Annotated in this window: 25 protein-coding genes; 8 read left to right on the forward strand and 17 right to left on the reverse strand. The window is 68.9% G+C overall.

Features of this window, described 5'->3' with window-relative positions; translation table 11 throughout:
• Positions 1 to 111 precede the first annotated feature (111 nt).
• Both ACZ6O0_RS29000 and ACZ6O0_RS29005 read left to right on the forward strand, forming a co-directional pair.
• Entirely contained in the window at positions 112 to 891 is a 780-nt protein-coding gene (locus tag ACZ6O0_RS29000) for a VOC family protein (protein ID WP_465768154.1), read from the forward strand.
• Positions 888 to 1,625: an SDR family NAD(P)-dependent oxidoreductase gene (locus tag ACZ6O0_RS29005; RefSeq protein ID WP_465768155.1), complete on the forward strand. Its 738-nt coding sequence runs from the start codon at positions 888 to 890 to the stop codon at positions 1,623 to 1,625. Before ACZ6O0_RS29000 ends, ACZ6O0_RS29005 begins: the two co-directional genes overlap by 4 nt.
• Here the strand turns inward: ACZ6O0_RS29005 and ACZ6O0_RS29010 are convergent.
• Entirely contained in the window at positions 1,622 to 2,515 is an 894-nt protein-coding gene (locus tag ACZ6O0_RS29010) for a LysR family transcriptional regulator (protein ID WP_465768156.1), read from the reverse strand. The two genes, ACZ6O0_RS29005 and ACZ6O0_RS29010, sit on opposite strands and share 4 nt — an antisense overlap.
• Positions 2,516 to 2,536: 21 nt before the next feature.
• On the opposite strand from ACZ6O0_RS29010, the gene ACZ6O0_RS29015 reads away from it, so the two are divergent.
• On the forward strand, positions 2,537 to 3,646 hold the full coding sequence (locus ACZ6O0_RS29015) for an FAD-dependent oxidoreductase (protein WP_465768157.1): 1,110 nt from the start codon (positions 2,537 to 2,539) through the stop codon (positions 3,644 to 3,646).
• Between the two features lie 248 nt (positions 3,647 to 3,894).
• Here ACZ6O0_RS29015 and ACZ6O0_RS29020 read toward each other — a convergent pair whose 3' ends face one another.
• From ACZ6O0_RS29020 to ACZ6O0_RS29055, 8 genes are all read right to left on the reverse strand, one after another.
• The gene (locus ACZ6O0_RS29020) at positions 3,895 to 4,389 is read right to left on the reverse strand and encodes a DUF1269 domain-containing protein (RefSeq protein ID WP_465768158.1); all 495 of its coding nucleotides are present in this window, start codon (positions 4,387 to 4,389) and stop codon (positions 3,895 to 3,897) included.
• Positions 4,390 to 4,450: 61 nt separating this feature from the next.
• A complete protein-coding gene (locus tag ACZ6O0_RS29025; RefSeq protein WP_465768159.1) occupies positions 4,451 to 5,155 on the reverse strand; it encodes a hypothetical protein in 705 nt (234 codons plus the stop codon).
• A gap of 284 nt (positions 5,156 to 5,439) precedes the next feature.
• Positions 5,440 to 6,429 (reverse strand): pentapeptide repeat-containing protein, encoded by a 990-nt coding sequence (locus ACZ6O0_RS29030; RefSeq protein WP_465768160.1) that lies wholly within the window; start codon positions 6,427 to 6,429, stop codon positions 5,440 to 5,442.
• Positions 6,430 to 6,558: 129 nt separating this feature from the next.
• Positions 6,559 to 7,794, reverse strand: a complete 1,236-nt coding sequence (locus tag ACZ6O0_RS29035; protein WP_465768161.1) for an MFS transporter — start codon at positions 7,792 to 7,794, stop codon at positions 6,559 to 6,561.
• 95 nt (positions 7,795 to 7,889) lie between these two features.
• On the reverse strand, positions 7,890 to 8,228 hold the full coding sequence (locus ACZ6O0_RS29040; RefSeq protein ID WP_465768162.1) for a hypothetical protein: 339 nt from the start codon (positions 8,226 to 8,228) through the stop codon (positions 7,890 to 7,892).
• 293 nt (positions 8,229 to 8,521) lie between these two features.
• Positions 8,522 to 9,007: a hypothetical protein gene (locus tag ACZ6O0_RS29045; protein ID WP_465768163.1), complete on the reverse strand. Its 486-nt coding sequence runs from the start codon at positions 9,005 to 9,007 to the stop codon at positions 8,522 to 8,524.
• Positions 9,008 to 9,036: 29 nt separating this feature from the next.
• On the reverse strand, positions 9,037 to 9,171 hold the full coding sequence (locus ACZ6O0_RS29050; RefSeq protein WP_465768164.1) for a hypothetical protein: 135 nt from the start codon (positions 9,169 to 9,171) through the stop codon (positions 9,037 to 9,039).
• A gap of 12 nt (positions 9,172 to 9,183) precedes the next feature.
• Entirely contained in the window at positions 9,184 to 9,699 is a 516-nt protein-coding gene (locus tag ACZ6O0_RS29055) for a GntR family transcriptional regulator (RefSeq protein ID WP_465768165.1), read from the reverse strand.
• A 360-nt stretch (positions 9,700 to 10,059) separates the two neighbouring features.
• Between ACZ6O0_RS29055 and ACZ6O0_RS29060 the strand changes: the two genes are divergently transcribed.
• Positions 10,060 to 10,278: a cupredoxin domain-containing protein gene (locus ACZ6O0_RS29060; protein WP_465768291.1), complete on the forward strand. Its 219-nt coding sequence runs from the start codon at positions 10,060 to 10,062 to the stop codon at positions 10,276 to 10,278.
• A 105-nt stretch (positions 10,279 to 10,383) separates the two neighbouring features.
• Entirely contained in the window at positions 10,384 to 10,770 is a 387-nt protein-coding gene (locus tag ACZ6O0_RS29065; protein WP_465768166.1) for a VOC family protein, read from the forward strand.
• A gap of 97 nt (positions 10,771 to 10,867) precedes the next feature.
• Here the strand turns inward: ACZ6O0_RS29065 and ACZ6O0_RS29070 are convergent, their stop codons facing one another.
• From ACZ6O0_RS29070 to ACZ6O0_RS29090, 5 genes are all read right to left on the reverse strand, one after another.
• Entirely contained in the window at positions 10,868 to 11,335 is a 468-nt protein-coding gene (locus ACZ6O0_RS29070; protein ID WP_465768167.1) for a cupin domain-containing protein, read from the reverse strand.
• A gap of 50 nt (positions 11,336 to 11,385) precedes the next feature.
• A complete protein-coding gene (locus ACZ6O0_RS29075; protein WP_465768168.1) occupies positions 11,386 to 11,715 on the reverse strand; it encodes a dihydrofolate reductase family protein in 330 nt (109 codons plus the stop codon).
• Positions 11,716 to 12,385: 670 nt separating this feature from the next.
• Positions 12,386 to 13,441, reverse strand: coding sequence for an ArsR/SmtB family transcription factor (locus tag ACZ6O0_RS29080; RefSeq protein ID WP_465768169.1), 1,056 nt, complete (start codon positions 13,439 to 13,441; stop codon positions 12,386 to 12,388).
• Positions 13,442 to 13,915, reverse strand: coding sequence for a GyrI-like domain-containing protein (locus ACZ6O0_RS29085; RefSeq protein ID WP_465768170.1), 474 nt, complete (start codon positions 13,913 to 13,915; stop codon positions 13,442 to 13,444).
• A 26-nt stretch (positions 13,916 to 13,941) separates the two neighbouring features.
• Positions 13,942 to 14,337, reverse strand: a complete 396-nt coding sequence (locus ACZ6O0_RS29090; protein ID WP_465768171.1) for a nuclear transport factor 2 family protein — start codon at positions 14,335 to 14,337, stop codon at positions 13,942 to 13,944.
• An 81-nt stretch (positions 14,338 to 14,418) separates the two neighbouring features.
• Here ACZ6O0_RS29090 and ACZ6O0_RS29095 point away from each other — a divergent pair, with 81 nt between their 5' ends.
• Positions 14,419 to 14,943 (forward strand): SbtR family transcriptional regulator, encoded by a 525-nt coding sequence (locus tag ACZ6O0_RS29095; RefSeq protein WP_465768172.1) that lies wholly within the window; start codon positions 14,419 to 14,421, stop codon positions 14,941 to 14,943.
• A 29-nt stretch (positions 14,944 to 14,972) separates the two neighbouring features.
• Entirely contained in the window at positions 14,973 to 16,259 is a 1,287-nt protein-coding gene (locus ACZ6O0_RS29100) for a glycoside hydrolase domain-containing protein (protein WP_465768173.1), read from the forward strand.
• A gap of 1 nt (position 16,260) precedes the next feature.
• Here ACZ6O0_RS29100 and ACZ6O0_RS29105 read toward each other — a convergent pair whose 3' ends face one another.
• Positions 16,261 to 16,632: a cupin domain-containing protein gene (locus ACZ6O0_RS29105; protein WP_465768174.1), complete on the reverse strand. Its 372-nt coding sequence runs from the start codon at positions 16,630 to 16,632 to the stop codon at positions 16,261 to 16,263.
• A 61-nt stretch (positions 16,633 to 16,693) separates the two neighbouring features.
• On the opposite strand from ACZ6O0_RS29105, the gene ACZ6O0_RS29110 reads away from it, so the two are divergent.
• Positions 16,694 to 17,158: a MarR family winged helix-turn-helix transcriptional regulator gene (locus ACZ6O0_RS29110; protein ID WP_465768175.1), complete on the forward strand. Its 465-nt coding sequence runs from the start codon at positions 16,694 to 16,696 to the stop codon at positions 17,156 to 17,158.
• Here ACZ6O0_RS29110 and ACZ6O0_RS29115 read toward each other — a convergent pair.
• A complete protein-coding gene (locus tag ACZ6O0_RS29115; protein ID WP_465768176.1) occupies positions 17,155 to 18,426 on the reverse strand; it encodes a serine hydrolase domain-containing protein in 1,272 nt (423 codons plus the stop codon). The two genes, ACZ6O0_RS29110 and ACZ6O0_RS29115, sit on opposite strands and share 4 nt — an antisense overlap.
• A gap of 72 nt (positions 18,427 to 18,498) precedes the next feature.
• The gene (locus ACZ6O0_RS29120) at positions 18,499 to 21,318 is read right to left on the reverse strand and encodes a DEAD/DEAH box helicase (RefSeq protein WP_465768177.1); all 2,820 of its coding nucleotides are present in this window, start codon (positions 21,316 to 21,318) and stop codon (positions 18,499 to 18,501) included.
• Positions 21,319 to 21,332: the final 14 nt, after the last annotated feature.

Raw genomic sequence — 21,332 nt, forward strand, 5'->3', positions numbered from 1 at the left:
CTGTGATCGCTCACGGAATTCTGTGAGCGATCACAGACTCGACTGCCGGAAACCGGACTGTCAAGAGTTCGGGGGTGCCATTCTGTGAGCGGTCACGGTACTCTCGCCGTCATGCCACCTTCGCCGCAGCCGGGACTGCACCGGGTCGAGATCGGCTGCCGCGATCTCGACCGTTCCCTCGACTTCTACCAAGGCCTGCTGGGTTTCCAGCCTCTCCCCGACGCACCGCGACCGACCGGCCGCAGCCGGTTGCTGAGCCACGGCACCGTCGTCCTCGAGCTCGTCGAGACCGGCGCCGAGGGCAATCAAGGCGGCTGGGTGAACGACGATCTGCAGGGCGGGATCCGGCACCTCGGGATGAAGGTGGCCGAGGTCGACCGGCAGATCAAGCGGCTGGAGGACGCCGGCGTGACGGTGCTGTCGCAGCCGCTCGACGTGCTCGGTGACGTCCGGATCGCGTTCTTCCTCGACCCGGACGGCGCGCGGCTGGAGTTCATCCAGGGCAACCTCAGCTACCAGGAGATCTCGTCACCGGAGCTGGCGGCCGCCGAGGCGGCTCAGGTCGCGGGTGCGGAGCCGCGCTTCGACCACGTCGCGGTGACGGTGTCGGACCTGGAGGCCGCGCTCGCGTTCTGGCGGGACCGGTTCGGGTTCGAGGTGATCGGGAACATCCGGCACCACGGCGATCCCCGCGGGTTCCTGATGACGTACCTGCAGGCCGGTCAGGCGGTGCTCGAGGTGTTCAGCTTCGACCAGCCGATCGTGCCGAACGACCTGTCGGCCGCGGGCTCCGCCGTACTGGGTCCGCGTCGCCTGTACGTCGATGCGCCCGGAGTTCAGCAGTTGGTCGCACCCGACGGGGTGCCTGTCACGACGGGAGGCTCGCGATGAGCCGGATCCTGGTCACCGGGTCGAACGACGGGATCGGTGCGGAGATCGCGCGGGTCCTGACAGCGCAAGGGCACGACGTCATCCGGCACGCTCGCAACGCGGACCGCGGCGGGCCAGGTTACGTGCTTGGGGATCTGGGGTCGTTGGAGTCCACCCGCTCGTTGGCTGCCTCGGTGCTTCGGGTGGGGGCGCCGGACGTCGTCGTACACAATGCCGGCTGGGGCAGCAAGGACGAGAGCCGGCCGGTGACCGAGGACGGCCTGGAGCGGACCTTCCAGATCAATGCGCTGGCACCGCTGCTGCTCACCGCGCTGTTGCCGAAGCCGCGGCGGATCGTGTTCGTCAGCTCGGACTCGATCGTCCGCGGCAAGATCCGGCTCGACGACCTGCAGCACGAGCAGGAGTGGTCGCAGGATGCGGCGTACGCGGACTCCAAGCTGGCGTTGACCGCCCTTGCCTTCGCGCTGACCCGGCGCTGGCCAGATGTGCTGTCGAACGCGGTCCATCCGGGCTGGGTGAGTACGAAGATGAGCGGGTACGCGGCGCCGTTGACTGTTGCCCAGGGCGCCGATACTCCTGCTTGGCTGGCGGTGTCGGAGGATCCGGCGGCACTGGTCAGCGGGACGTTCTTCCAGGATCGCAAGGCGATAGAAGTGAATCCGCAGGCCTACGACCAGTCCTTGCAGGACGCTCTGCTGACTCGCTGTCTCGAGCTCTGCGGAGCCTCGCTCTAGGGCCAGGTCGGCGGTGGTACGGCGCGGACCGCGGTGATGACCTGCTCCAGGGCCGGCGTCCGCGGTCGGTCGCGGTGGGCGAACAGGGCGACCTGTCGCTCGACCTTGGAGTCGCTGATCGGGACCAGGCGTACGCCGGTGAGGTTGGCGGTGGTGACCGCGAGCGCGTTGGTGACGCCCGTACCGAGGCCGTGACGGACCAGCGAGAGCAGCGTCTGGGGCTGGTTGGTGCGGAAGACGCTCTCGGGGCTGAGCCCGGCGGACGCGAAGGCGAGGTGTGATTCGAACTGGCGCGCGCCCGAGGTCTCACCGATGGAGATCAGCGGGAGCTCGGCGAGCTCGGCCAGGCTGACCTTCGGTGCGGCGGCCAGCGGGTGGCCGTCCTGGAACACGGCGACCAGCGGCTCGGTCCAGAGGATCTCGTGCTCCAGCGACTCCGAGGCCACCAGCGGATGTACCGGCCGGATCGCGAGGTCGACCTCACCGCGGCCGAGCGCGCCTTCGAGGTCGATGCTCGGCCCCTCGACCAAGTGCAGCCGGACCTCGGCCGGTACGCGCTGCGCGACCCGCGGGAACAACCACGCCGCCGCACTCGGGTAGGCGCCGAACCGGACGTGACCGCGCGCCGCGGACAGGTCGCCGAGGCGGTTCAGGATCTCCTCGGCGTGCGGCAGCAGCGCGCGGCCCTCCGGCGTCAGGGCGGCCGGGTGGACCGTACGGTCGAACAACTGGACGCCGAGGGCCTTCTCCAGGTCGGCGACGTGCTCGCTGATCCGGGACTGACCGCGGAAGACCGCCTTGCCGGCCGCGGAGAAGCCGCCGTGGCGGGCGACGGCGACGAAGCTGACGATCCAGTCCATCCGGAAGCCGTACGCCGCGGTGAGATCCATGCCGATCACGCTAGCTTGCCGGTGTTCCCGTTCCCGGAGATCGCCGCCGGGAAGAGCTTCGGCGGCCCGGATGTTGGGACTGGTGTGCTCGAAGTAGTGGTGATCGGCGCCGGCCAGGCCGGGTTGTCGGCTGCGTACCATCTGGTGCGGCTCGGGTTCACGCCGTACGACGAGGTCGTCGTACTGGACCGGAACCCGGCGCCGGGTGGGGCGTGGCAGCATCGGTGGGACTCGCTGACGATGCACGACGTCCACGGGATCGCGAACCTGCCGGGGGTGCCGGTGCCGCCTAGTGCGTCCGGTGACCGCGCCAACACGTTCGTGCCGTCGTACTTCGCGGATTACGAGGAGCGGTTCGCGCTGCCGGTGCTGCGACCTGTCGCCGTGGAGAGCGTGCGGGAGGTGGACGGGGACTTCGAGGTGCGGACTTCTGGTGAGACCTACCACTCGGCCGCCATCGTGAATGCGACCGGGACGTGGGATCGGCCGTTCATTCCTTGGTATCCGGGGAGGTTCGGTGGGCGGCAGTTGCACACGGCTGACTATCGCGGGGCTGCCGAGTTCGCCGGTCAGCATGTGCTGGTGGTCGGTGGTGGGGCGTCGGCGGTGCAGTTGCTGGCGGAGATCTCCGAGGTCGCGACGACCACCTGGGTGACGCGGCGGGAGCCGGAGTGGCGGACGGGTGAGGACTTCAACCCTGAGTACGGCCGGCAGGTGGTGGCGAAGGTCGAGGAGCGCGTACGCGCGGGTCTGCCGCCGCGGAGCGTGGTGAGCGTGACCGGGCTTCACCTCCGCGCGCAGGAGCAGGCTGCGTTCGAGCGTGGCGTCTACACGCGGCTGCCCATGTTCACCCGCATGACCGCGGACGGCGTCGAGTGGTCCGACGGGCGGCACCTGAAAGTCGACGTGATCCTCTGGGCCACCGGCTTCCGCGCCGACCTGGCCCACCTCGCGCCCCTCCACTTGCGCGAGCGCTCCGGCGGCATCCGCATGAACGGCACCGCCACCGCCGTCGACCCCCGCATCCACCTCATCGGCTACGGCCCGTCCGCCAGCACCATAGGCGCCAACCGAGCCGGCTTCACCGCCGCCCGCACCCTCCGCAACCTCCTCAAACCCCTCGCCGCCTGACTTCTTCCCCTCGCACCCGCAACGCGCGCTCCTACGTCGCGTGCTCCAGCGGCCGCCCCGCCCGCCCAGCCGCGCGTGCTGTCGCCCGCTTACCCGAAAGCCACCGCAGCCTGGCGCCACCCGAACACGCGAGCCGACCGCACCGCGCCGTACCCGTGGTCCAACTCACGCGACAACACCAGCCAGCCGCCGCCCCACCCATCCATCAGCGGCGACCTACTCGCGTCCGTGAGTGGTGTCCGCTCGGGCTAGTTGGCGAACATTTCGCGGAGGGTGGCTTCCTGTTCGGCTGACAGGTTCGACTCTATGAGTTGCGGCTTGCTCAGGCCGGTTGCCTCGAATGTCGCCTTGACCTTGTCGAGGACCGCATCGCTCGACAGGAGGAACAGGGCCGACGTGCCGGGTGTGATCTGGTCGCGGGCAGCCTTGATGAAGTCGTCGTCGATCCCGGCGTCGCGTAGCGAACCCGCCACCGCGCCGGACGCGGCCCCGACGGCAGCGCCGACGAACGGGATCAGGAAGATCATCCCGAAGAGCATTCCCCAGAACATGCCGCCGAGCGCACCTCTCTTGGCCAGGTGGCGCAACTGCCGGGTCTTCGGCCTCCTGGCGTCCGGCGGCCACGTCACCGACGCGGCGTCATGCACGGTGATCACGCCCTGCTTGGCCAACCCTTCCAACGTACCGATCGCCTCGTTGGCCGCGTTCCAGGTCTCGAACTTCCACACCGTGAGTGTCGCCATGCTGCCCTCCCCTGGCCTGCACCTGTGCTCGCCAGCTTTCCGCCCCGACACCCCGATCACCTCACCCCCGGCGGGTGACGCCGCTCCGCCGGTCATGCCCCGGCGCCTGTGCTCTACTGCGGGGATGGATGATCGCCCACCGGATCCGACGCAGGCGGCGATCTGGCGGCGGGCGGCCGTACGACCCGTCCTCGAGGCGTACGCCGACTCCGCGGCCGTCGACGCTGTCATGCTGAGCGGCTCCACAGCCCGCGGTGATGCCGACCGCTGGTCCGATACGGAGGTTGGGGTGTTCTGGTCCCGGCGACCAACGGCCGAGGAACGCGCCACGGTCGCCCGGTCGGCCTACGCGGCCGACCTCCGGATGGTGACCGATGCGGAGTCGAGCCCACCCTGGTACGACCACATTCATCTCGGCGCCACACGCCCGTACGGACTGTTGGTCGAGGTCATCCACACAGTGACGAGTGTGGTCGACGAAACCCTCGACCGCGTGCTGGGATCCTGCCACCCCGACGGCCCCGGGCTCGACGCCATCAAGGGGATCGTCGAGGGCCGCGAGATCAGCGGCGTACGCGCGGACGTCGTACGGCGCTGGCAGGCCCGCGCAGCCACATATCCGCGCGGGCTCGCGATCGCCATCGTCCAGCGTGATGGCGTGGTCGAACAGTTCTGGCGCTGGCGCATGCTCGTCGATCGCGACAATCCGCTCCTGCTCGCCCGCGAGTTCATGCGGATCGGGAGTCAGGTGCTCACCCTCTTGCACGCGCTGAACGGCCGCTACTGCGGACACCCGTCGGCGTTCAAACGCCTGGACGCGCTGGAAGACGAATTGACGATCGCGCCGAAGGATCTCGCCGCCCGACTGCGTTCGGTGTTCACGCTTCCCGCACCAGAGGGAGCAGCGGTACTGCGCAATCTCATCGAAGAAACCTACGACCTGATCGAGCTCCACCTCCCCGAAGTAGACGTCCACCACCTCCGCACCCGCCTCCACTCCGACCGCCAACCGTTGGAGGCACTGCCGACCCGTCGTTCCCCGAGCTGGGCTCAAGGACAGCGCGGGTCGGTGCAACCCACCACGTTGTCCAGGTGCGCGCCGTCGAGCTTGGCACCCGCCAGAACCGCGCCAGTCAGGTCGGCGCCGGTCAGATCGGCCCCGCTCAGGTCCGCGTCCGTGAGATCCGCGCCCTTGAAACTTGCCCCCTTCAGGTGGGCTCCGACCAGCTTCGCCTTGACGAGTTTCGCCTCGCCGAAATCGGTCGCCCTGGAACCCGGCGACGTATCCGCCCTGACGCCGGATAGATCCGCACTCGTAAGATCGGCGCGCTGAAACGTCGCTTGCCCGAGGTCTGCCCGATTGAGGAGCGCCGCCTGCATCGACGCCTCGGTCAGATCTGCCGCATTGAGATTCGCGTCCTCCAGTTCGACGACGGTCAGGTCAGCACCCCTCAGATCTGCGGCGAACAGGTCAGCGGACGACATGGTTGCGTCGGCCAGATCAGCGCCGACGAACTTCGCACCTCGTGCGATCAGGTGCTGGAAGCTGTCCGACTGCAGATCGTTGAAGGACAGGTCCACGTAGGAGATCCCCATCGGGTTTACCTCGCCCGCTTCCGGATCGGGAAGCTGAACGACGACCGACAACGCCGCGGCGATGTCTAGCGGGCGAACCAGCCGTGCCCCGGTTGCTGCCGGCTTGGCGGCCGGCCGAGCGTGCGCACGTACGAATGCTGTCAGAACCTCGCGGATCATCGCGGCGTCCCGCGGCGAATCCTTGCCCAGCCTGCTCAGGCCGTAGATCCCGCCGAGCCGAACATCCAGTGAATCGTCGCCGAGTTGCTGAATCGAGGTGCTGTAGCGCGAGGTGAACTGAGCGTCTGACGCCTGAGCCAGTTGGTCGCGCGTCAGGTACTGGCTGATCCCGCCGAACACCAGACTCCCGATGACGCCGAGGGCCGTCACGTACTCGATGATCGCTCGTCGTCCCGATGTACGTTTCGACCGTTCGCCGTCCTGGGCGTCAGACTCCTCAACCATGCTGCTCAGTATCGGCCGTCAGAGCTTCGCTGCGTGGTGGGAGGGCGATGAGATGAAGTCGATGTGTGGCGGCGGGAGTTTGTCGGTCGGCTGGGAGCTGCGGCCCGGGTAGCTGCCGCGGGGTAGTCGTCAGGCGGCGGGGACCTGCTCGGGTTCCAGCTGGGCGCTGGACGGTTCGGGCCAGTAGGGGTGGCGGCGGACGGCGAGGGGGAGGAGGGTGCCGGCGGTGAGGAAGATGGTGGCTGTTAGCAACCATCCGGGCCAGCCCCAGGTGACGGCGATCGTGGTGAGGATGAGCGGGGCGATGAGGTCGCCGACCTGGTGTCCCATGGCGTAGGCACCCTGGTACTGGCCTTGGGCGCCGGGTGGGGCGAGCTCGAAGCTGATCCCCCAGCCGCCGGCGGACTGCAGCATCTCGCCGAGGACGTGGACGAGCGCGGCCGCGATCAGCAGGCCGATCGTGATCGCCCCGGACGTCACGTCGGTCAGAGCCAGGACGGCACACGCACCAGCCAGCAACAGACCGGCTCGACGACCAGCGCGAGCGGCGCCGGGAAGGCTCTCGGTCCCTCGCGCGACGCGGATCTGGAGCAGGATCACGGCGACCGAGTTGATCACCAGCAGCACCGAGATCAGCCACCGCGGCGCGTCCGTCGCCGTCGCCACCCACAGCGGGATCGCGATCTGCGCCATCGCGTTGTGCATGCTCAGTACGCCGTCCAGCGCGACGAACACGAGGAACGGGCGATCCTTCAACGCCGTCGACGCGGCCGGACCATTTGCCGAGGGCACCTTTTCCACCGCCGGCAGCCCGAACCGCACCAGCCCGGCCGTGACCAGGTACGTCGCCGCGTTCGCCAGCAGCGCGATGACATAGACCTCCCGCCGGTCGACCGCGAGCACGATCCCGGCCAGCGCCATCCCCGCACCCATGCCGATGTTGGTCGTCACTCGGAGGATCGCCCGGGTCCGCACCCGCTGGTCGGCCGGCGACAGCCCGGCGATCAGCGCCCCCTTCGCACCCCGCTGGCCGGAGTCGGCGATCGCGGTGACGCCCGCGACCACGACGTACGGGATGAACGAACGGACCTGCGTCAGCGCACTCATCGTGATCGCCTGGAGGATCAGGAAACCGACGTACGCGCGGTTGGGCCCGAGCCGATCCGCGACAACACCGAGCGGGGTGCTGGTCACCAGCCCGATCAGTCCGGCGACCGTGAGACCGACGCCGACATGCCCGACCGAGAGCCCGGCGGCCCTGGTCAGGTAGAGCGCGCCGACGGCCGCGTACACGCCGTTCCCGAGAGTGTTGACCAACGTCGCCAGAATCAACCGGCGCACAGCGGGCGCTAGAGAAGCAGTCACGTGCTCACCCAACGCCAGCCCGCCCGATCCAGCCGTTGGACTGACAGATCCCGTCAGTCCAACACCTCAAATCGGTTTGCGCGCGAGGAACGGCCTCAGGTCTTCGGCCGGCAGACCTCGCCCTGGATCTCGGTGACCAAGTGGCCGGTCTCGAAGTGCTGGTTGAGGTACGTGAACCCGGTCGCCCCCGCGTAGCGGCCGATGCCGCCGGTGACCTCCTGGGTGCCGCCGGCGTGCCCCAAGCCCGTGGTGGTGTCGATGTTGCCGATGCTCGTCTCGAGTGCCGTGAGCGTCGATCCGTCCTTGAACGTGTAGGTGATCGTCCCGCTGACGGGACGGTAGCCGGGTGCCGTCGGCGGCGGGTCCGAGCGGGAGCCGAGGATGAACACGTCGGTCCCGTTGAAGCCGTGCTTGCCGCGGACGGTGCCGATCACGCAGACCTGGGTCGGGGGCGGGCAGCCTTCATCGACGACCTTGTCGTAGATGGTCGCGTCGATCTGCTCGCAGCGTGGGCTGCGTTGGCCAGGGACGGGCCGCCGACGGCACCGGCACAGCCGAGGGCCACCGCGGCGATGCGCAGGGATCTCATCGGTCCTCCTGTCGTGGGTGTCCGCGGCAGCCTAGGAACGGCGACGGCCCGATGGTGGTACCGATTCGCTGCGTACTGCGCCAGTCCAATCTCGGTCAGATAACGCGGCGCAGCGCGGTGAGTCCGTCCGCGATCCGGTCAGCCGGGATGGCGCCGTACCCGAACACGAACCCGTTCGGGCCGGGACGCTCGATCCCCCAGCGCGAGGTCGTCCCGAGGTTCACGCCCGCCGCGAGAGCACGCGCCGCGAGGGATCGTGTCCGGACGTTGTCCTGGGGTGAGCAGCGCGGCCATGTGGATCCCGCCGCTCGATTCGATCGGGTCGAGGATGCCGGTGAAATGCTCACGCAGGAAGCTGATCAGCAGGTCGTGGCGACGCTCGCACGAACGTCGCATCCGCCGGATGTGGCGAGCGAGGTCGCCCTGCTCGATGAAGGCTGCGAGCGCGGCCTGTACGTGGCCGGCGACGTACAGGACGCGGCCCTCGTTGTCGGTCGCGTGCAGGGGCGTGAGCGGGCGTCCGGTAAAGCGGAACTCCGAGTCGTAGTCGTCCTCGACGATCGCGGCGTCGTTCTGGGCGGCCCAGGTGAGGAGCGCCGTACGGCGTGATTCGGACAGCGGCATGCCGAGCGGGACTGGTGTGACGGCGTCACTTACACCAGCCGCGTTCCCGCTGGGATCCGGTCGACGATCAGGCCCTCGCTGGCGACGGGGACTTCGACGACGCGGGCGCCGTACGCGAGGAACGCGCGGTAGGCCGGGAGGTAGCCGGGATGCTCGACAGCCACCGTGTCGCCTGCTTAGAGCAGAATGCGCGCGGCGACGTCGAAGGCCTGCTGCGCGCCCGTCGTGATCGCCAACTGCTCCGGTGCGATCCGGACACCGCGACTCACGGCCAGATGGCGCGCGAGCGCTTGCCGCAAGCGGCTCGAGCCTGCCGGGTCGGCGTAGGTGACCTCGGTGCGGGTGCGTAGCTGATCGTTGAGCACCGCTCGCCAGCGTGCGAACGGGAACTCGGTACGCGCGGGGACGCCGGGCGCGAAGTTGAACTCGGCAACCGGTGGGGTCAGCTCCGGCACAGCAAGCTGCTCCACGCCCCAGATCGCCCGCGCCCGCAACGGGGATGCGATCGACGCGGCTGGCGTGGGGCTGGTGTGCCCGGTGACGAACGTACCGCTGCCGGTCCGCGAGGAGATCAATCCGTGTGCGGCCAGTCGCTCGTACGCCGCAACCACCGTCGCCCGCGACACCGACAACCGCGCCGCGAGCTCCCGCGACGACGGCAACGCCGCCCCAGCAGGCAAAGCACCACTCACGATCCGCTGCTCGCCAACAGATCAACTCGCGTGAACCCGCCTTCGGCGGTGTTGACGAACCTCCTCTCGCCTGTGCAACCGGGCACCTCCGGAGTAGCGTCCTGCTTGGTTGTCCCAAGCACTGCGTCCCCGCTGGATGAGGCACCCATGAAGCGAGCCGAAATCTCGTGCGCGTCTTCGCTCCGTCCTCGCCGCACGCTCTTGGTTCTCGTCGCGTTGCTGGCGTTGCTCGCCCTGGCAACGGGCTGCGGCTCCGGTTCGGACAGTGGCGGAGCGAGTCCGACGGCATCCGCTGCGCCGCCGGTGTCCAGTGGTTCGGCGGCTCCCAGTGGTGGATCGACGGTGGAGATCAAGAACTTCATGTTCACGCCGACGACCGTGACCGTCCCAGTCGGCGCCACGGTGACCTGGAAGTTCGACGACTCGACGCAACACACCGTGACTGCCGACGACAACTCGTTCGCTTCATCGCCGATGGCGAGCGGCCAGACCTTCACCCACACCTTCACCACTGCCGGCACGGTGCCGTACCACTGCTCCATACACCCGGAAATGACCGCCACCATCGTCGTGAAATAGGCGGTGGCCGCTCCCGCCAGACAAGGGACCCACTGCCGACCGGCCCCCGCAGTCGCGTGAAGCTCGCCGAGCGGTCGCATGCGGGTGCTGCCAGACTGGCCGGTCATGGAGATCAAACATCGGATGATCGTGTTCGACGCTGCGGACATCGATGCGGAGAGCACGTTCTGGGCCGAGTTCCTGGGCGGCACCGTGGAGAAGTGGGGCGATCGGTGGCGCGCTATCTGGGTGGATGGAGGGTGGGCGCTCGGTGTGCAGTCGGCGCCGAATCATGTGCCGCCGGACTGGCCCGATGGGTCTCCTCAGCAGATTCACCTCGACCTGTACTTCGAGGGCCTCGAGGCGCACGACGCCGCACATGAGCGGGTGATCGGGCTCGGTGGTCGGCTGTTGAAGGCCGCCGAGGATCGTGGGGCCGCTCGCGGGGTTCAGGTGTACGCCGACCCGGCCGGGCACCCGTTCTGCCTCTGCTGGGTACCTGCAGCCGAGTGACCGGCCAGGCCGACGTACGTACCGACGTGGCCTGCGGACGACTACGGATCCACCGGCACGTCGGGACCTTGGGTTACTCGGGCGCTCGCATGGTGCTTCAAGGGAGGCCCTGCTCGCCGGGGAGGCCGGTGGTGTGGAAGCGCTCGTTCGCGTCCGCGAGCTGTTCGGGGGATGGTGTCGGGCCGAGTTTGCCCATCTCCAGGAACATTTCCTCGTTGCCCGCGGGCGAGGAGACGAACAGCATCCGGCCGCCCGTGGGTGTGGTGAAGGTGTGCTGGCTGCGCTTCGGTACCACCACGATCGTCCCGCGCCCGCCGGAGAACGTCGCGTCGCCGACCCGGAAGTCGTACTCGCCGTCGAGCACGTAGGCGATGTTCATGAAGTCGTGGTGTGCGTGCGGTGGGTTCTCCTTGATCACGTCATGCGTGAAGACGAAGGCGCCCAGCGCATTCTCGACGTCGACACCACAGACCAGCACCTCGAGCCCGTGCGGCCCACCCAGGTCTACCCGGTGACCGCCGCCTGGCTCAACCGCCCAACCGTCGCGGCCCCACTCGCTCGTCATAGCTCAACCGTGCAGGCCGGCCGTAGACGTCTGATAGACGGACCGGGGCTTCAGGAGGTTGCGTACTGCGGGCGCCCGCTGGGCCTGTAGATCTGGATCGTGATGCCCTGCGGGGTGGACCGAGAATCCACCAACTCGAGCGCGGTGTCCGGCCCGGCGGCAGGGAACAGCCGCGTGCCCTGGCCGACGACCACGGGATAGGTGAGCAGGATGATCTCGTCGACCAACTGGTTGTCGAGCAGCCAGCGGATCAGCTTCCCGCTGCCGTGCACATGCAACTCGCCGCCCGGCTTGGCCTTCAGCTCGCGGATCGCGGCCGCGGCGTCGCCGGTGAGTACGGTCGTGTCCGCCCATCGCGGGTCGGTGAGCGTGCTCGACACCCCAACCCCACACGACAGCCACTCCCGGCCTCACAGTCTCCAAGCCTTCACGCGGGCGGCAGCCCGCACACCCGCAGGCCCGCCCGCAGCACAGCGGCTCCCGGATCCACGGCTCCTCCGCCTTCACGCGGGCGGCAGCCCGCACACCTGGGGCGGGCGGGGCGGACTGCGCAGCACGCGACGACAGGAGCGCGCGTAGCAGGCCGCGAGGGGACAGCACCACACCAACCCCACACCACAGCCACTCCCGGCCCCACAGTCTCCAAGCCTTCACGCGGGCGGCAGCCCGCACACCCGCGGGCACCCGCCTCGCAGCACAGCCGCTCCCGGATCCACGGGCCACTCAGCTCTCACGCGGGCGATAGCCCGCACACCCAAGGGCGGGCGGGGCGGACTGCGTAGCACGCGACGACAGGAGCGCGCGTAGCAGGACGCGAGGGGACACCACCACACCAACCCCCACCACAGCCGCTCCCGGCCGCACAGTCTCCAAGCCTTCACGCGGGCGGCAGCCCGCACACCCGCGGGTCCGCCCCGCAGCACAGCGGCTCCCGGATCCACGATCCACTCAGCTCTCACGCGGGCGGCAGCCCGCACACCTAAGGGCGGGCGGGGCGGACTGCGTAGCACGCGACGACAGGAGCGCGCGTAGCAGGCCGCGAGGGAGGACTCACCGCATGATGAGCGTGAGGAGGTCCGTGCCGAGGGTGGTGAGGGCGGACTCGTCCAGGCGGTAGGCGACGAAGCGGCCTTGGCGTTCGGCGGTGACCAGGCCGGCTCGGGTGAGGGCTCTGAGGTGGCGTGTGACTTGCGTGGGGTGGAGGCTCCACAGGGCGGCGATCTCGCCGGCGGTGCGGGGTTCGCTGGCTACGGCTCGGCAGACTTGGAGGCGGTCGGGGGCGGCCAGGGCTTCCAGGCGGGCGCGGACCTGCTGGGCGGTGGGTACGGCGGCACCGCGCCCACCAGCGGGATAGATGATCGTCAGCGGCTCACCAGGGATATCGCCCAGGAACAGATGCGGCGCAATGTAGTTGCTAGGGACAAGCAACAGCGACCGCGACGCCAGCTCGATCCGTTTGCTCTGCACCTTCTGCACGACCACGCTGTCGGGATCGCGTACGGCGACAGACCCGTCCAGCGTCCGCAGCATCGCCCCAACGCCATCCCGGACAGCCAAATCCCGGTCCTGCCGCCCGCGCGCCGCCAAAGCGTCCCGCGACTCCTCCCACACGTCCCGGAACCACTCGACCCAGCAAGCGTCCAGCAGATCGAGAAACCGACGTACCGGCTCCGCTGGGTCCGTCAGCAACGCCTCGACCAACGAAGCAACACCCCGGCCCCGGCTGCGAGCCCAGTGCAGTACGGCGTCCGAGTCAGTGGTCCGGCTGCTCAACGGACGCCCCCGTAACGGCCGCACCAACTCAGCAGCCAGCTCGGACGGCGTACGCGCCCGCAATGCCCGCAGCTCCTCGTCCCACGAAGGCGCACCGGTCGCACCACTCGTCGCGAAGAACCGGGACCGGACAGCCCGGACAGTCCACGTCCACTGCGCCAATTCCTCACGCAGTACGGCGGGAAGCCGCACCGCGACAGCCCACTCGACCCGATCGTGGTGCCGGGGCTCGGCCAGGACGTGGAGCGCACACCCGAGCTCGATCAGCGGTGAGGCGACGTGCCGGATCCGCTCGGGGTCGAGCCGGCTCAGCCCCGCGAGAACAGTGGGCACTTAGTCCTTCAGCTTGAACTGGAGCTCGGTGTCCCAGTCGGCCATGTCCGGGACCTCGCGCGGGTCGGACTTGTAGATCTCCAGCCGGGCTGTCCAGTTGTCGCCGTTCGCATCCCACTCCAGCCCCTCGGCGGAGGCCCAGTCGAGCAGGTCGCGGGTCGCGTCGAGCAGGCCGTCCGGGTGGCCGTGGTAGTTCACGCTCGCGTAGCGCCCGGCCGGGAGTACGCCGGTGACGATCTCCCCCTCACCGTGGTGCAGGTCGTCGACCGGGAACCCGATCTCCATCACCAGCCCGGATTCCATGTCGACCACGTCGTACTTGAAGAAGGGCGCGTCGTTCGGCGCGATCTCGTGCGCGGCGAGCCAGTCGATCACCTCGCGCATCCGGTCCGCGAACGCCGCGATCCCGTCCATCGCGACCTTGCTCCGCAGCGCCACGTACGGGCGCTCCCCGATCTCCACGATCTCCGGCATGCGATCCTCCCAACTCGGCGTTGCCCTCAACCTAACGCCTGCCGGATCGCAGAGGTGTCCTGGTACTCGCGCCACCCGGCGATCCGCCCGTCACGCACCCGCAGTACGCCGATGAACCGCGCGGCACCCCGCTGCCCGGTGGCAGGGATCTCGCCGCCCAATTCGTACTCGATCACGGCGACCTCCGGATCGAGCGTCTCGTGCACCGCCAGCTTGGTGAACGAGTCGAACCGCACCGGGAAGCCCTCCCGGGCAGGCCTGGCGAACGCGAGCCACTCCTCCCGCCCGACCCACCGCCGCGGCCCGCCGGCCGCGAACGGCACCTCCATCACCACGTCGTCGGCCAACAGGTCGTCCATCGCGGCGGGGTCGCCGAGCCAGCCGGCGCCCATCCGCTCGATCACCGCATGCAGCTCGGACATGTCACCCTCCAGAAAATGAGTCATCACTCAGGTTCAGTCCGACTATAGTGAGTGGCCACTCAGGTTTCCAGAGGAGATCGCATGACACCCCGCGCGGACGCGCAGCGGAACCGGGCCGCGATCCTCGCCGCCGCGTCGGAGGCGTTCGCCGAGCACGGGCCGAAGGCCACGACCGAGCAGGTGGCGGTCCGGGCGGGCGTCGCGGTCGGCACGGTGTTCCGGCACTTCCCGACCAAGGACGCGTTGCTGGTCGCGATCATGAAGGAGTCCTTGCAGGGACTGATCGCGCTCGCCGCCGAGTCGACGTTGTTCGAGTTCATCAGCGCGGTCGTCGACGAGGCGGTCCGGACGAGGACCGTGGTTGCCGCCCTCGCCGGACCCGAGCTCGATGTGGGCGACGCACTGCGAGGACTGACCAACGAGACGCAGAGGCTGCTCGAGGAGGCGAAGGACGCCGGCGAGGTGCGATCCACCGTCCGCGTCGATGAGGTGATGGCTTTGCTGACGGCGGCCGCTCAAGCGGCCCAGCAAGGTGGCTGGCCGGCGGATCTGCGGCGGCGCACGCTGGCAGTGATCTTCAGGGGTCTTGCCGAGGTGGGTGACTGAGCGTCTACTGAGAGCTGGGGGTGGCCGTCATGTTCAAGGTCAAAGTCGCCGTGGTTGCTGCTGGCACGTTGCTACTGGGTCCGTCGACACCGGCGCTGGCCGAGCCGACGACACCGATCACCTACAACGCCGGGACCACGGCGACGCGCTTCACCGGGCTGGCGTTCGACACCTGTACGGCGCCGACGCTCGCGCAGATGACCGCCTGGAAAGCCTCGCCGTACAAGGCGATCGGCATCTACATCGGCGGCGTCAACCGGAGCTGTGCGCAACCACAGCTCACCGCGAACTGGGTCACCGCCGTCACTGCGATGGGCTGGCGGTTGGTCCCGATCTACCTGGGCCTCCAGGCGCCCTGCAGCACCCGGACGTACAAGATGTCGACGGCCTCCTCCAACCGGGACGCGATCCGCGACGCCACCGACGCGGTCGCCAAGGCCAAGGCGCTGGGCATCCTGCCGGGCAGTGCGATCTACAACGACATGGAGCACTACGACAACACGAACACCATCTGCCGTTCGGCCGTCCTGCACTACCTGTCCGCGTGGACGAAGGAACTGCACCTGCAGCGATACCTGTCCGGCGTCTACGGCCACCAGAACTCGGGCGCACCGGACCTGGCCGCCGCTTACAACTCGACGTCGTACGCGCGACCGGATGCGCTGTGGATCGCCCGCTGGGATCTCAACAGCTCGCTGACCGGTTGGCCGACTGTCCCCAACACCTTCTGGGCGGTCGGACAGCGCGGCAAGCAGTACCGGGGTGACCACAACGAGACGTACGGCGGAGTGACACTCAACATCGACAACGACCGCTTCGACGCGCCGGTCGCGAGCGTCTGGTACACATACACGGTCCGGACCACGATCCACTCCTACAGCGGCCCGTCGACTGCCTATCCGGTCAGGTCGACGATTCCCGCCAACGCCGCCGTGCGGATCGTGTGCCAGACCTTCGGCCCGAAGATCGGCACCACCAGTGTCTGGGACAAGCTGATCGACGGAACCTACGTGACGGACTACTACGTCAGGACGCCGAACAAGACCGGCTACAGCGCACCGATCCCCGGCTGCAGCATGCCGTTCCAGACGACGATCAACAACCTGACCCGGCGGCACGGCCCGGGTACGGCGTACGCCGCGTACCCGAGCCCGCTGCCGATCGGCTCGCTGGCGTGGATCACCTGCCAGGCCCCCGGATCGAAGGTCGGCACGACGTCGGTGTGGAACCGGCTGAGTGACGGCTCCTGGGTCACCGACTACTACGTCGCCACCGCGAGCAACACCACCTACACCGCACCCATCCGGCGCTGCTGACTCACTGGGCCCAGGGCGGCTGGATCGTGGTGCCGTCCGCCATCGTGCCGGTGAAGCCGGCCGTGATGGCGACGTACAGCTCGGCCTCGCCCTCGCCGAGGTTGGTGAGTGAGATCGGCTCGCCGGCCGGTACGACGACAGCGTCGCCGGGGCCGAGCTTGTCGCCGTCCGGGGTGGCCTGGACCGTGCCGGTGAGCACCATGAACACCTCGTCCCGGTCGAGCGTGTGCGGCTCGCCGCCGCCGTGGCCGGCATCGACCGTGAGCTTCCAGGTGCACAGACCGGCGGACCCGCGGCTCGGCGCCGCCAGTCCGGTGAACTCGACGCCGTGCAGCTGGAACCGCGGCGCCTCGGCCGCGCGAATGACCTGCATGCTTCCCCCATCCAAGTAGTCAAGCTGACTTGACCAAGCCAGCTTGACTATCATGGCTCGCATGACGCGATCGGGCAAGCCGGATTTCGGGATCTTGTTACTGCTGGCCGACCAGGAGTTCGTCCGCGCACTGCGCGCGGCGACCGCCGAGCAGGGATTCGACGACCAGGGCCGGTCGGACGGATTCGTGCTGCGCACGCTCGGCGCCGGGCCGACCACGATCAGCGGGCTGGCCGAGCGGCTGGAGATCACCAAGCAGGGCGCGAGCCAGATCGTCGACGACATGGAGCGCCGGGGCTACGTCGAACGCCGCCCCGACCCCACCGACGCGCGGGCCCGCCTGCTGCAGCTCACCGCCAAAGGCGAGGCAGCGCTGCAGGCCGCGCGGAAGTTCCACCAGGCCTACGAGCGCAGGCTGCGCAGGCGGTTCGGTGACGAGGCGATCGACACCGTGCGCGGCGTACTGACCGAGATGGCCGGCGAGGCCCAGATCAGTACGCCGCACTTCCGGGCGCTGATGTTCTAAGCGAAGTACTTCGGGAACTGGTCGGTCGTCGGCCAGGACTTCACGCCGTTGGCGGCGGTCCACAGGGCCGCGTCGATGTCGCCGTACGACTTGCCGCTGGCGTCGTCGCGGCGGTTGAACAGCGCGGCCCAGCTCATCCCGTTGTAGGTCCGGACCACGATGGTGAACGTGCCCGGCAGGCTTCCGGTGTGCCAGGTGTTGCGTCCCGTGCCGCCCGACGTGACCGGTCGGACCTGCCAGCCGAGGCCGTAGTACCAGCCGTCCGGGTTCACCCCGGTCGAAGGCTTCGACCAGAAGTGGGACAGCGACGTGCTGTTCAGCACGCTCGTCGGCGCGTCGAACATCTTCGCCCACCGGACCAGGTCCGGAGCGCTGGCGATCCAGCCGCCGTTCGCGTCGTGCAGCCGCATGCTGAACGAGCCGTACGGCGCGGCCACGGTCTTCGCGGACATGTCCAGCACGGTCGGCGCGGTGTACTGCGACTCGTACGACGTCTCGCCGGTGTGCTTCGCGATGGTGTAGCCCTGCGTCATCCGGGTGATCTTCAGCGGGGCCATCAGCTTCTGCTTGACGTAGTTCTCGTAGCTCAGGCCACTCAGCTTCTCGATCACGCGGCCGGCCAGCAGGTACCCGAAGTTCGAGTACGCGACCTTGGTGCCCGGCGCGAAGTCCAGCTTCTGCCCGGCCATGTACTTGATCACGTCGGCGTGCTGCAGCTCCATCGGTACGCCGAGCGTCCGGGAGATCACGGCGTCCTTGGCCAGCGGGTCACCGGAGACGTCGCGGTCCCAGCCGCCGAGGTGCTGCAGCAGCTTCCACATCGTGATCGTCGACCAGCGCGAGTCCCGGGTCAGGCCGGTCGCCGGCGTGATGTCGAGAATGCTGGTGACCGGCGTCGACAGGCTCAGCTTGCCGTCCTGCACCAGCTTGACGATCGCGGCGGCCGTGAACGACTTCGTCAGGCTCGCGACCCGGAACAGCGAGGTCGGGTTGACGGTCAGCGCGGTGGACGTACTGTAGCCGCGGGCAAGCACCAGGCGGCCCTTGTAGGTCACCGCCAGCTGGCCGGCCGTGATGCCGCGCGCCTGCATGAAGGTCTTCATCTGGTTGTCGAAACCGGCCAGCGCCGAGACCGCGGTCCCGGTCGTGTTCCAGGTGGCGGCGGCATCGGCGGAACGACTCAGGGCGGTGCCCACTCCGGTCCCGGCGGCGGCGACCGCCCCGGTGGCGACAGCAAGCTTGCCGAGGTTCCGGCGCGTCAGCTCCACGGACGTGTTCTCCTTCAGGTGTTCAAGGCAGGGGGTAGTGCCTGAGGAGTCTCTCACCGGAGAGGTTCGTTCTCAGACCTCGTCGACCATGGACGCGTAGGAGATGACTCCGCGACGGATTTCGTCGACGACGGATCGAGCGGTGGAGCGCAACGGCGTCGGCCCGGCCGCGTCGGCGACCTGCTCGGTCAGGTCGATCAGTTGCTTCACCCAACGAACGAAATCACCGGCGGCCAGGTCGGACTCGTAGAGCACCTCGGCCAGTGACGCACCGGACGCCCACCGGAACGCGGGCCAGCAGAACCCGAGGTCCATCGACCGCAGGAAGTCGACCCGCATGTCCCGCTCCAGCGCCGACAGGTCGCGCCAGATCGCACCCATCCGCTCCAGCGCCTGCCGTACGTCGCCACGCGGCAACCGTGGTGACGTCGGCTCGTCCTTCGACCGCGCCTCGTACACCAGCGCGGCCAGGCACGCCGCCAGCTCGGGCACCGTCAGGTCGTCGAAAACTCCTTGCCGAAGGCACTCAGCCGCGACCAGGTCGAGCTCGGTGTAGATCCGCGCCAGCCGGTCGCCGGCCTCGGTGGTCTTGTCGCCGTCCAGGTAGTGCAGCGCGTCGAGGACCTGGCAGACCCGGTCGAACTGGCGGGCGATCGTGTTCGTCCGCTGCTCGATCTTGCGCTGCACGTCACGGTTCTCCCGGTCGAGCCGGAAGTACCGCTCGGCCCAGCGGGCGTGGTCCTCGCGGTCGGAGCAGCCGTGGCACGGGTGCGCACGCAGCTGCGCCCGCATCTCCTGCAGCTCCGGATCGTCGGCGTGCGGAACGGCATCGCGGCCCCGGGTGCGCGACGGCGGACCGTCCTCGCCGAGCATGTCGGTGCGGCTGCGCAGGACCTGCGCCAGCTCACGCCGCTGCTGCGGGTTGCGCGGGTTGAACTTCTTCGGGATCCGCAGGGTGCTGATCGCCTCGACCGGCGTCGGGAAGTCGATCATCGACAGCTTCCGCACCTGGCGGTCCAGGGTCAGAACGGTCGGCCGCGGGCCTTCGCGCTCCGAGCGCATCCCCGGGTCGAGCACCAGCGCCCAGCCCGCGCTGCGGCCGGCCGGGATCCGGATGATGTCGCCGGTGCGCAGCTTCTCGATCGACTCCTGCGCCTCGACCCGGCGGTCCAGCTTGCGCCGCTTCGAGCCGGACGCCTCGCGCTCACCGATCCGCCGGCGCAGGTCGGCGTACTCGAGGAAGTCGCCGAGGTGGCAGTCGATGGACTCCTTGTAGCCCTCGAGCGCCTCGGTGTTGCGCTGCACCTGCCGGGCCAGGCCGACGACGGCCTGGTCGGACTGGAACTGCGCGAACGACAGCTCGAGCATGTCGCGGGCCCTGGTCCGCCCGACCTGGCGGACCAGGTTGACGGCCATGTTGTACGACGGGGAGAACGACGAGCGGAGCGGATACGTACGGGTGCTCGCCAGGCCGGCCACGGCCCGCGGGTCGAACCCGGGCTGCCACAGCACGACCGCGTGCCCCTCGATGTCGATGCCCCGCCGGCCGGCCCGGCCGGTGAGCTGGGTGTACTCCCCCGGGGTGATGTCGACGTGCGCCTCGCCGTTCCACTTCGAGAGCTTCTCCAGCACGACGGTGCGGGCCGGCATGTTGATGCCCAGGGCAAGCGTCTCGGTGGCGAAGACGACCTTGATCAGGCCGCGCGCGAACAGCTCCTCGACGACCTCCTTGAAGGCGGCCAGCATGCCCGCGTGGTGAGCCGCGATGCCGCGGCTGAGCGCCTCGGAGAAGTCGTGGTACCCGAGCACGCCGAGGTCCTCGTCCGGCAGGTCGGCGGTCCGCTCGGCCAGGACCCGCTTGATCTCGTCCCGCTCGGACGGCTTGGTCAGCCGCAGCCCCGACCGCAGGCACTGCAGCATCGCGTCCTCGCAACCCTTGCGGGAGAAGATGAAGTAGATCGCCGGCAGCAGCGCGCCCGCGTCCAGCTCCTCGACCACGTCGGACCGGTACGGCGTGAAGTGCGTCCGGGCCGGCCGGGTCTTCGGGAGATCCCGGCGCCGGCGGGGTTTGCGCGAGTCGTCGCGGAAGATCCGGTTGTCGTCACGAGCGATCCGGACCAGCTGCGGGTTGACCAGGTCCTTGAGGTCGACCTGGTTGGCCTTCGCGGGGTTGCCGGACTTGTTCTTCGCCGGGGCCCCGACCCGGGCGGTCGGGGCCTCACCGGCGAACAGGTCGTGCAGCCGCTTGCCCACCATCACGTGCTGGAACAGCGGAACCGGCCGCTTCTCCTCCAGGACGACGACGGTGTTGCCGCGGACGGTCTCCAGCCAGTCGCCGAACTCCTCGGCGTTGCTCACGGTCGCGGACAACGAGACCACCGAGACCGAGTCCGGCAGGTGGATCAGCACCTCTTCCCAGACCGCGCCGCGAGCCCGGTCGGCCAAGTAGTGCACTTCGTCCATCACGACGTACGAGAGGCCGAGCAGGGTGCTGGAACCCGCGTACAGCATGTTCCGCAGGACCTCGGTCGTCATGACGACGATCGGGGCCTCGGAGTTGATCGAGTTGTCGCCGGTGAGCAGGCCGACCTTGTCGGAGCCGTAGCGGCTGACCAGGTCGGCGTACTTCTGGTTGCTCAGGGCCTTGATCGGGGTGGTGTAGAAGCACTTCTGCCCGCGCTGCAGGGCCAGGTGGACGGCGAACTCGCCGACCAGGGTCTTCCCGGAGCCGGTGGGCGCGGCGACCAGCACCTGGTGACCGTCCTCAAGGGCGGCACAGGCGCGCAGCTGGAAGTCGTCCAGCTTGAAGTCATAGAGCGCCCGGAACTCCTTCACAGCGGGATGCTCCTGGTCCGAGCGGAACACTGCGTACTTCTCGGACGGGGTGCTCATCCACGTCCTCGCTT

The sequence above is a fragment of the Kribbella sp. NPDC048837 genome (assembly GCF_055586945.1).

Coding starts and splice junctions, on each gene's coding strand:
- ACZ6O0_RS29100 (WP_465768173.1), top strand. CDS start 14,973: ATGTTCAAGGTCAAAGTCGCCGTGGTTGCTGCTGGCACGTTGCTACTG.
- ACZ6O0_RS29065 (WP_465768166.1), top strand. CDS start 10,384: ATGGAGATCAAACATCGGATGATCGTGTTCGACGCTGCGGACATCGAT.
- ACZ6O0_RS29000 (WP_465768154.1), top strand. CDS start 112: ATGCCACCTTCGCCGCAGCCGGGACTGCACCGGGTCGAGATCGGCTGC.
- ACZ6O0_RS29120 (WP_465768177.1), bottom strand. CDS start 21,318: ATGAGCACCCCGTCCGAGAAGTACGCAGTGTTCCGCTCGGACCAGGAG.
- ACZ6O0_RS29085 (WP_465768170.1), bottom strand. CDS start 13,915: ATGCCGGAGATCGTGGAGATCGGGGAGCGCCCGTACGTGGCGCTGCGG.
- ACZ6O0_RS29070 (WP_465768167.1), bottom strand. CDS start 11,335: ATGACGAGCGAGTGGGGCCGCGACGGTTGGGCGGTTGAGCCAGGCGGC.
- ACZ6O0_RS29090 (WP_465768171.1), bottom strand. CDS start 14,337: ATGTCCGAGCTGCATGCGGTGATCGAGCGGATGGGCGCCGGCTGGCTC.
- ACZ6O0_RS29060 (WP_465768291.1), top strand. CDS start 10,060: ATGTTCACGCCGACGACCGTGACCGTCCCAGTCGGCGCCACGGTGACC.
- ACZ6O0_RS29095 (WP_465768172.1), top strand. CDS start 14,419: ATGACACCCCGCGCGGACGCGCAGCGGAACCGGGCCGCGATCCTCGCC.
- ACZ6O0_RS29110 (WP_465768175.1), top strand. CDS start 16,694: ATGACGCGATCGGGCAAGCCGGATTTCGGGATCTTGTTACTGCTGGCC.
- ACZ6O0_RS29020 (WP_465768158.1), bottom strand. CDS start 4,389: ATGGCGACACTCACGGTGTGGAAGTTCGAGACCTGGAACGCGGCCAAC.
- ACZ6O0_RS29005 (WP_465768155.1), top strand. CDS start 888: ATGAGCCGGATCCTGGTCACCGGGTCGAACGACGGGATCGGTGCGGAG.
- ACZ6O0_RS29030 (WP_465768160.1), bottom strand. CDS start 6,429: ATGGTTGAGGAGTCTGACGCCCAGGACGGCGAACGGTCGAAACGTACA.
- ACZ6O0_RS29010 (WP_465768156.1), bottom strand. CDS start 2,515: ATGGATCTCACCGCGGCGTACGGCTTCCGGATGGACTGGATCGTCAGC.
- ACZ6O0_RS29045 (WP_465768163.1), bottom strand. CDS start 9,007: ATGCCGCTGTCCGAATCACGCCGTACGGCGCTCCTCACCTGGGCCGCC.
- ACZ6O0_RS29105 (WP_465768174.1), bottom strand. CDS start 16,632: ATGCAGGTCATTCGCGCGGCCGAGGCGCCGCGGTTCCAGCTGCACGGC.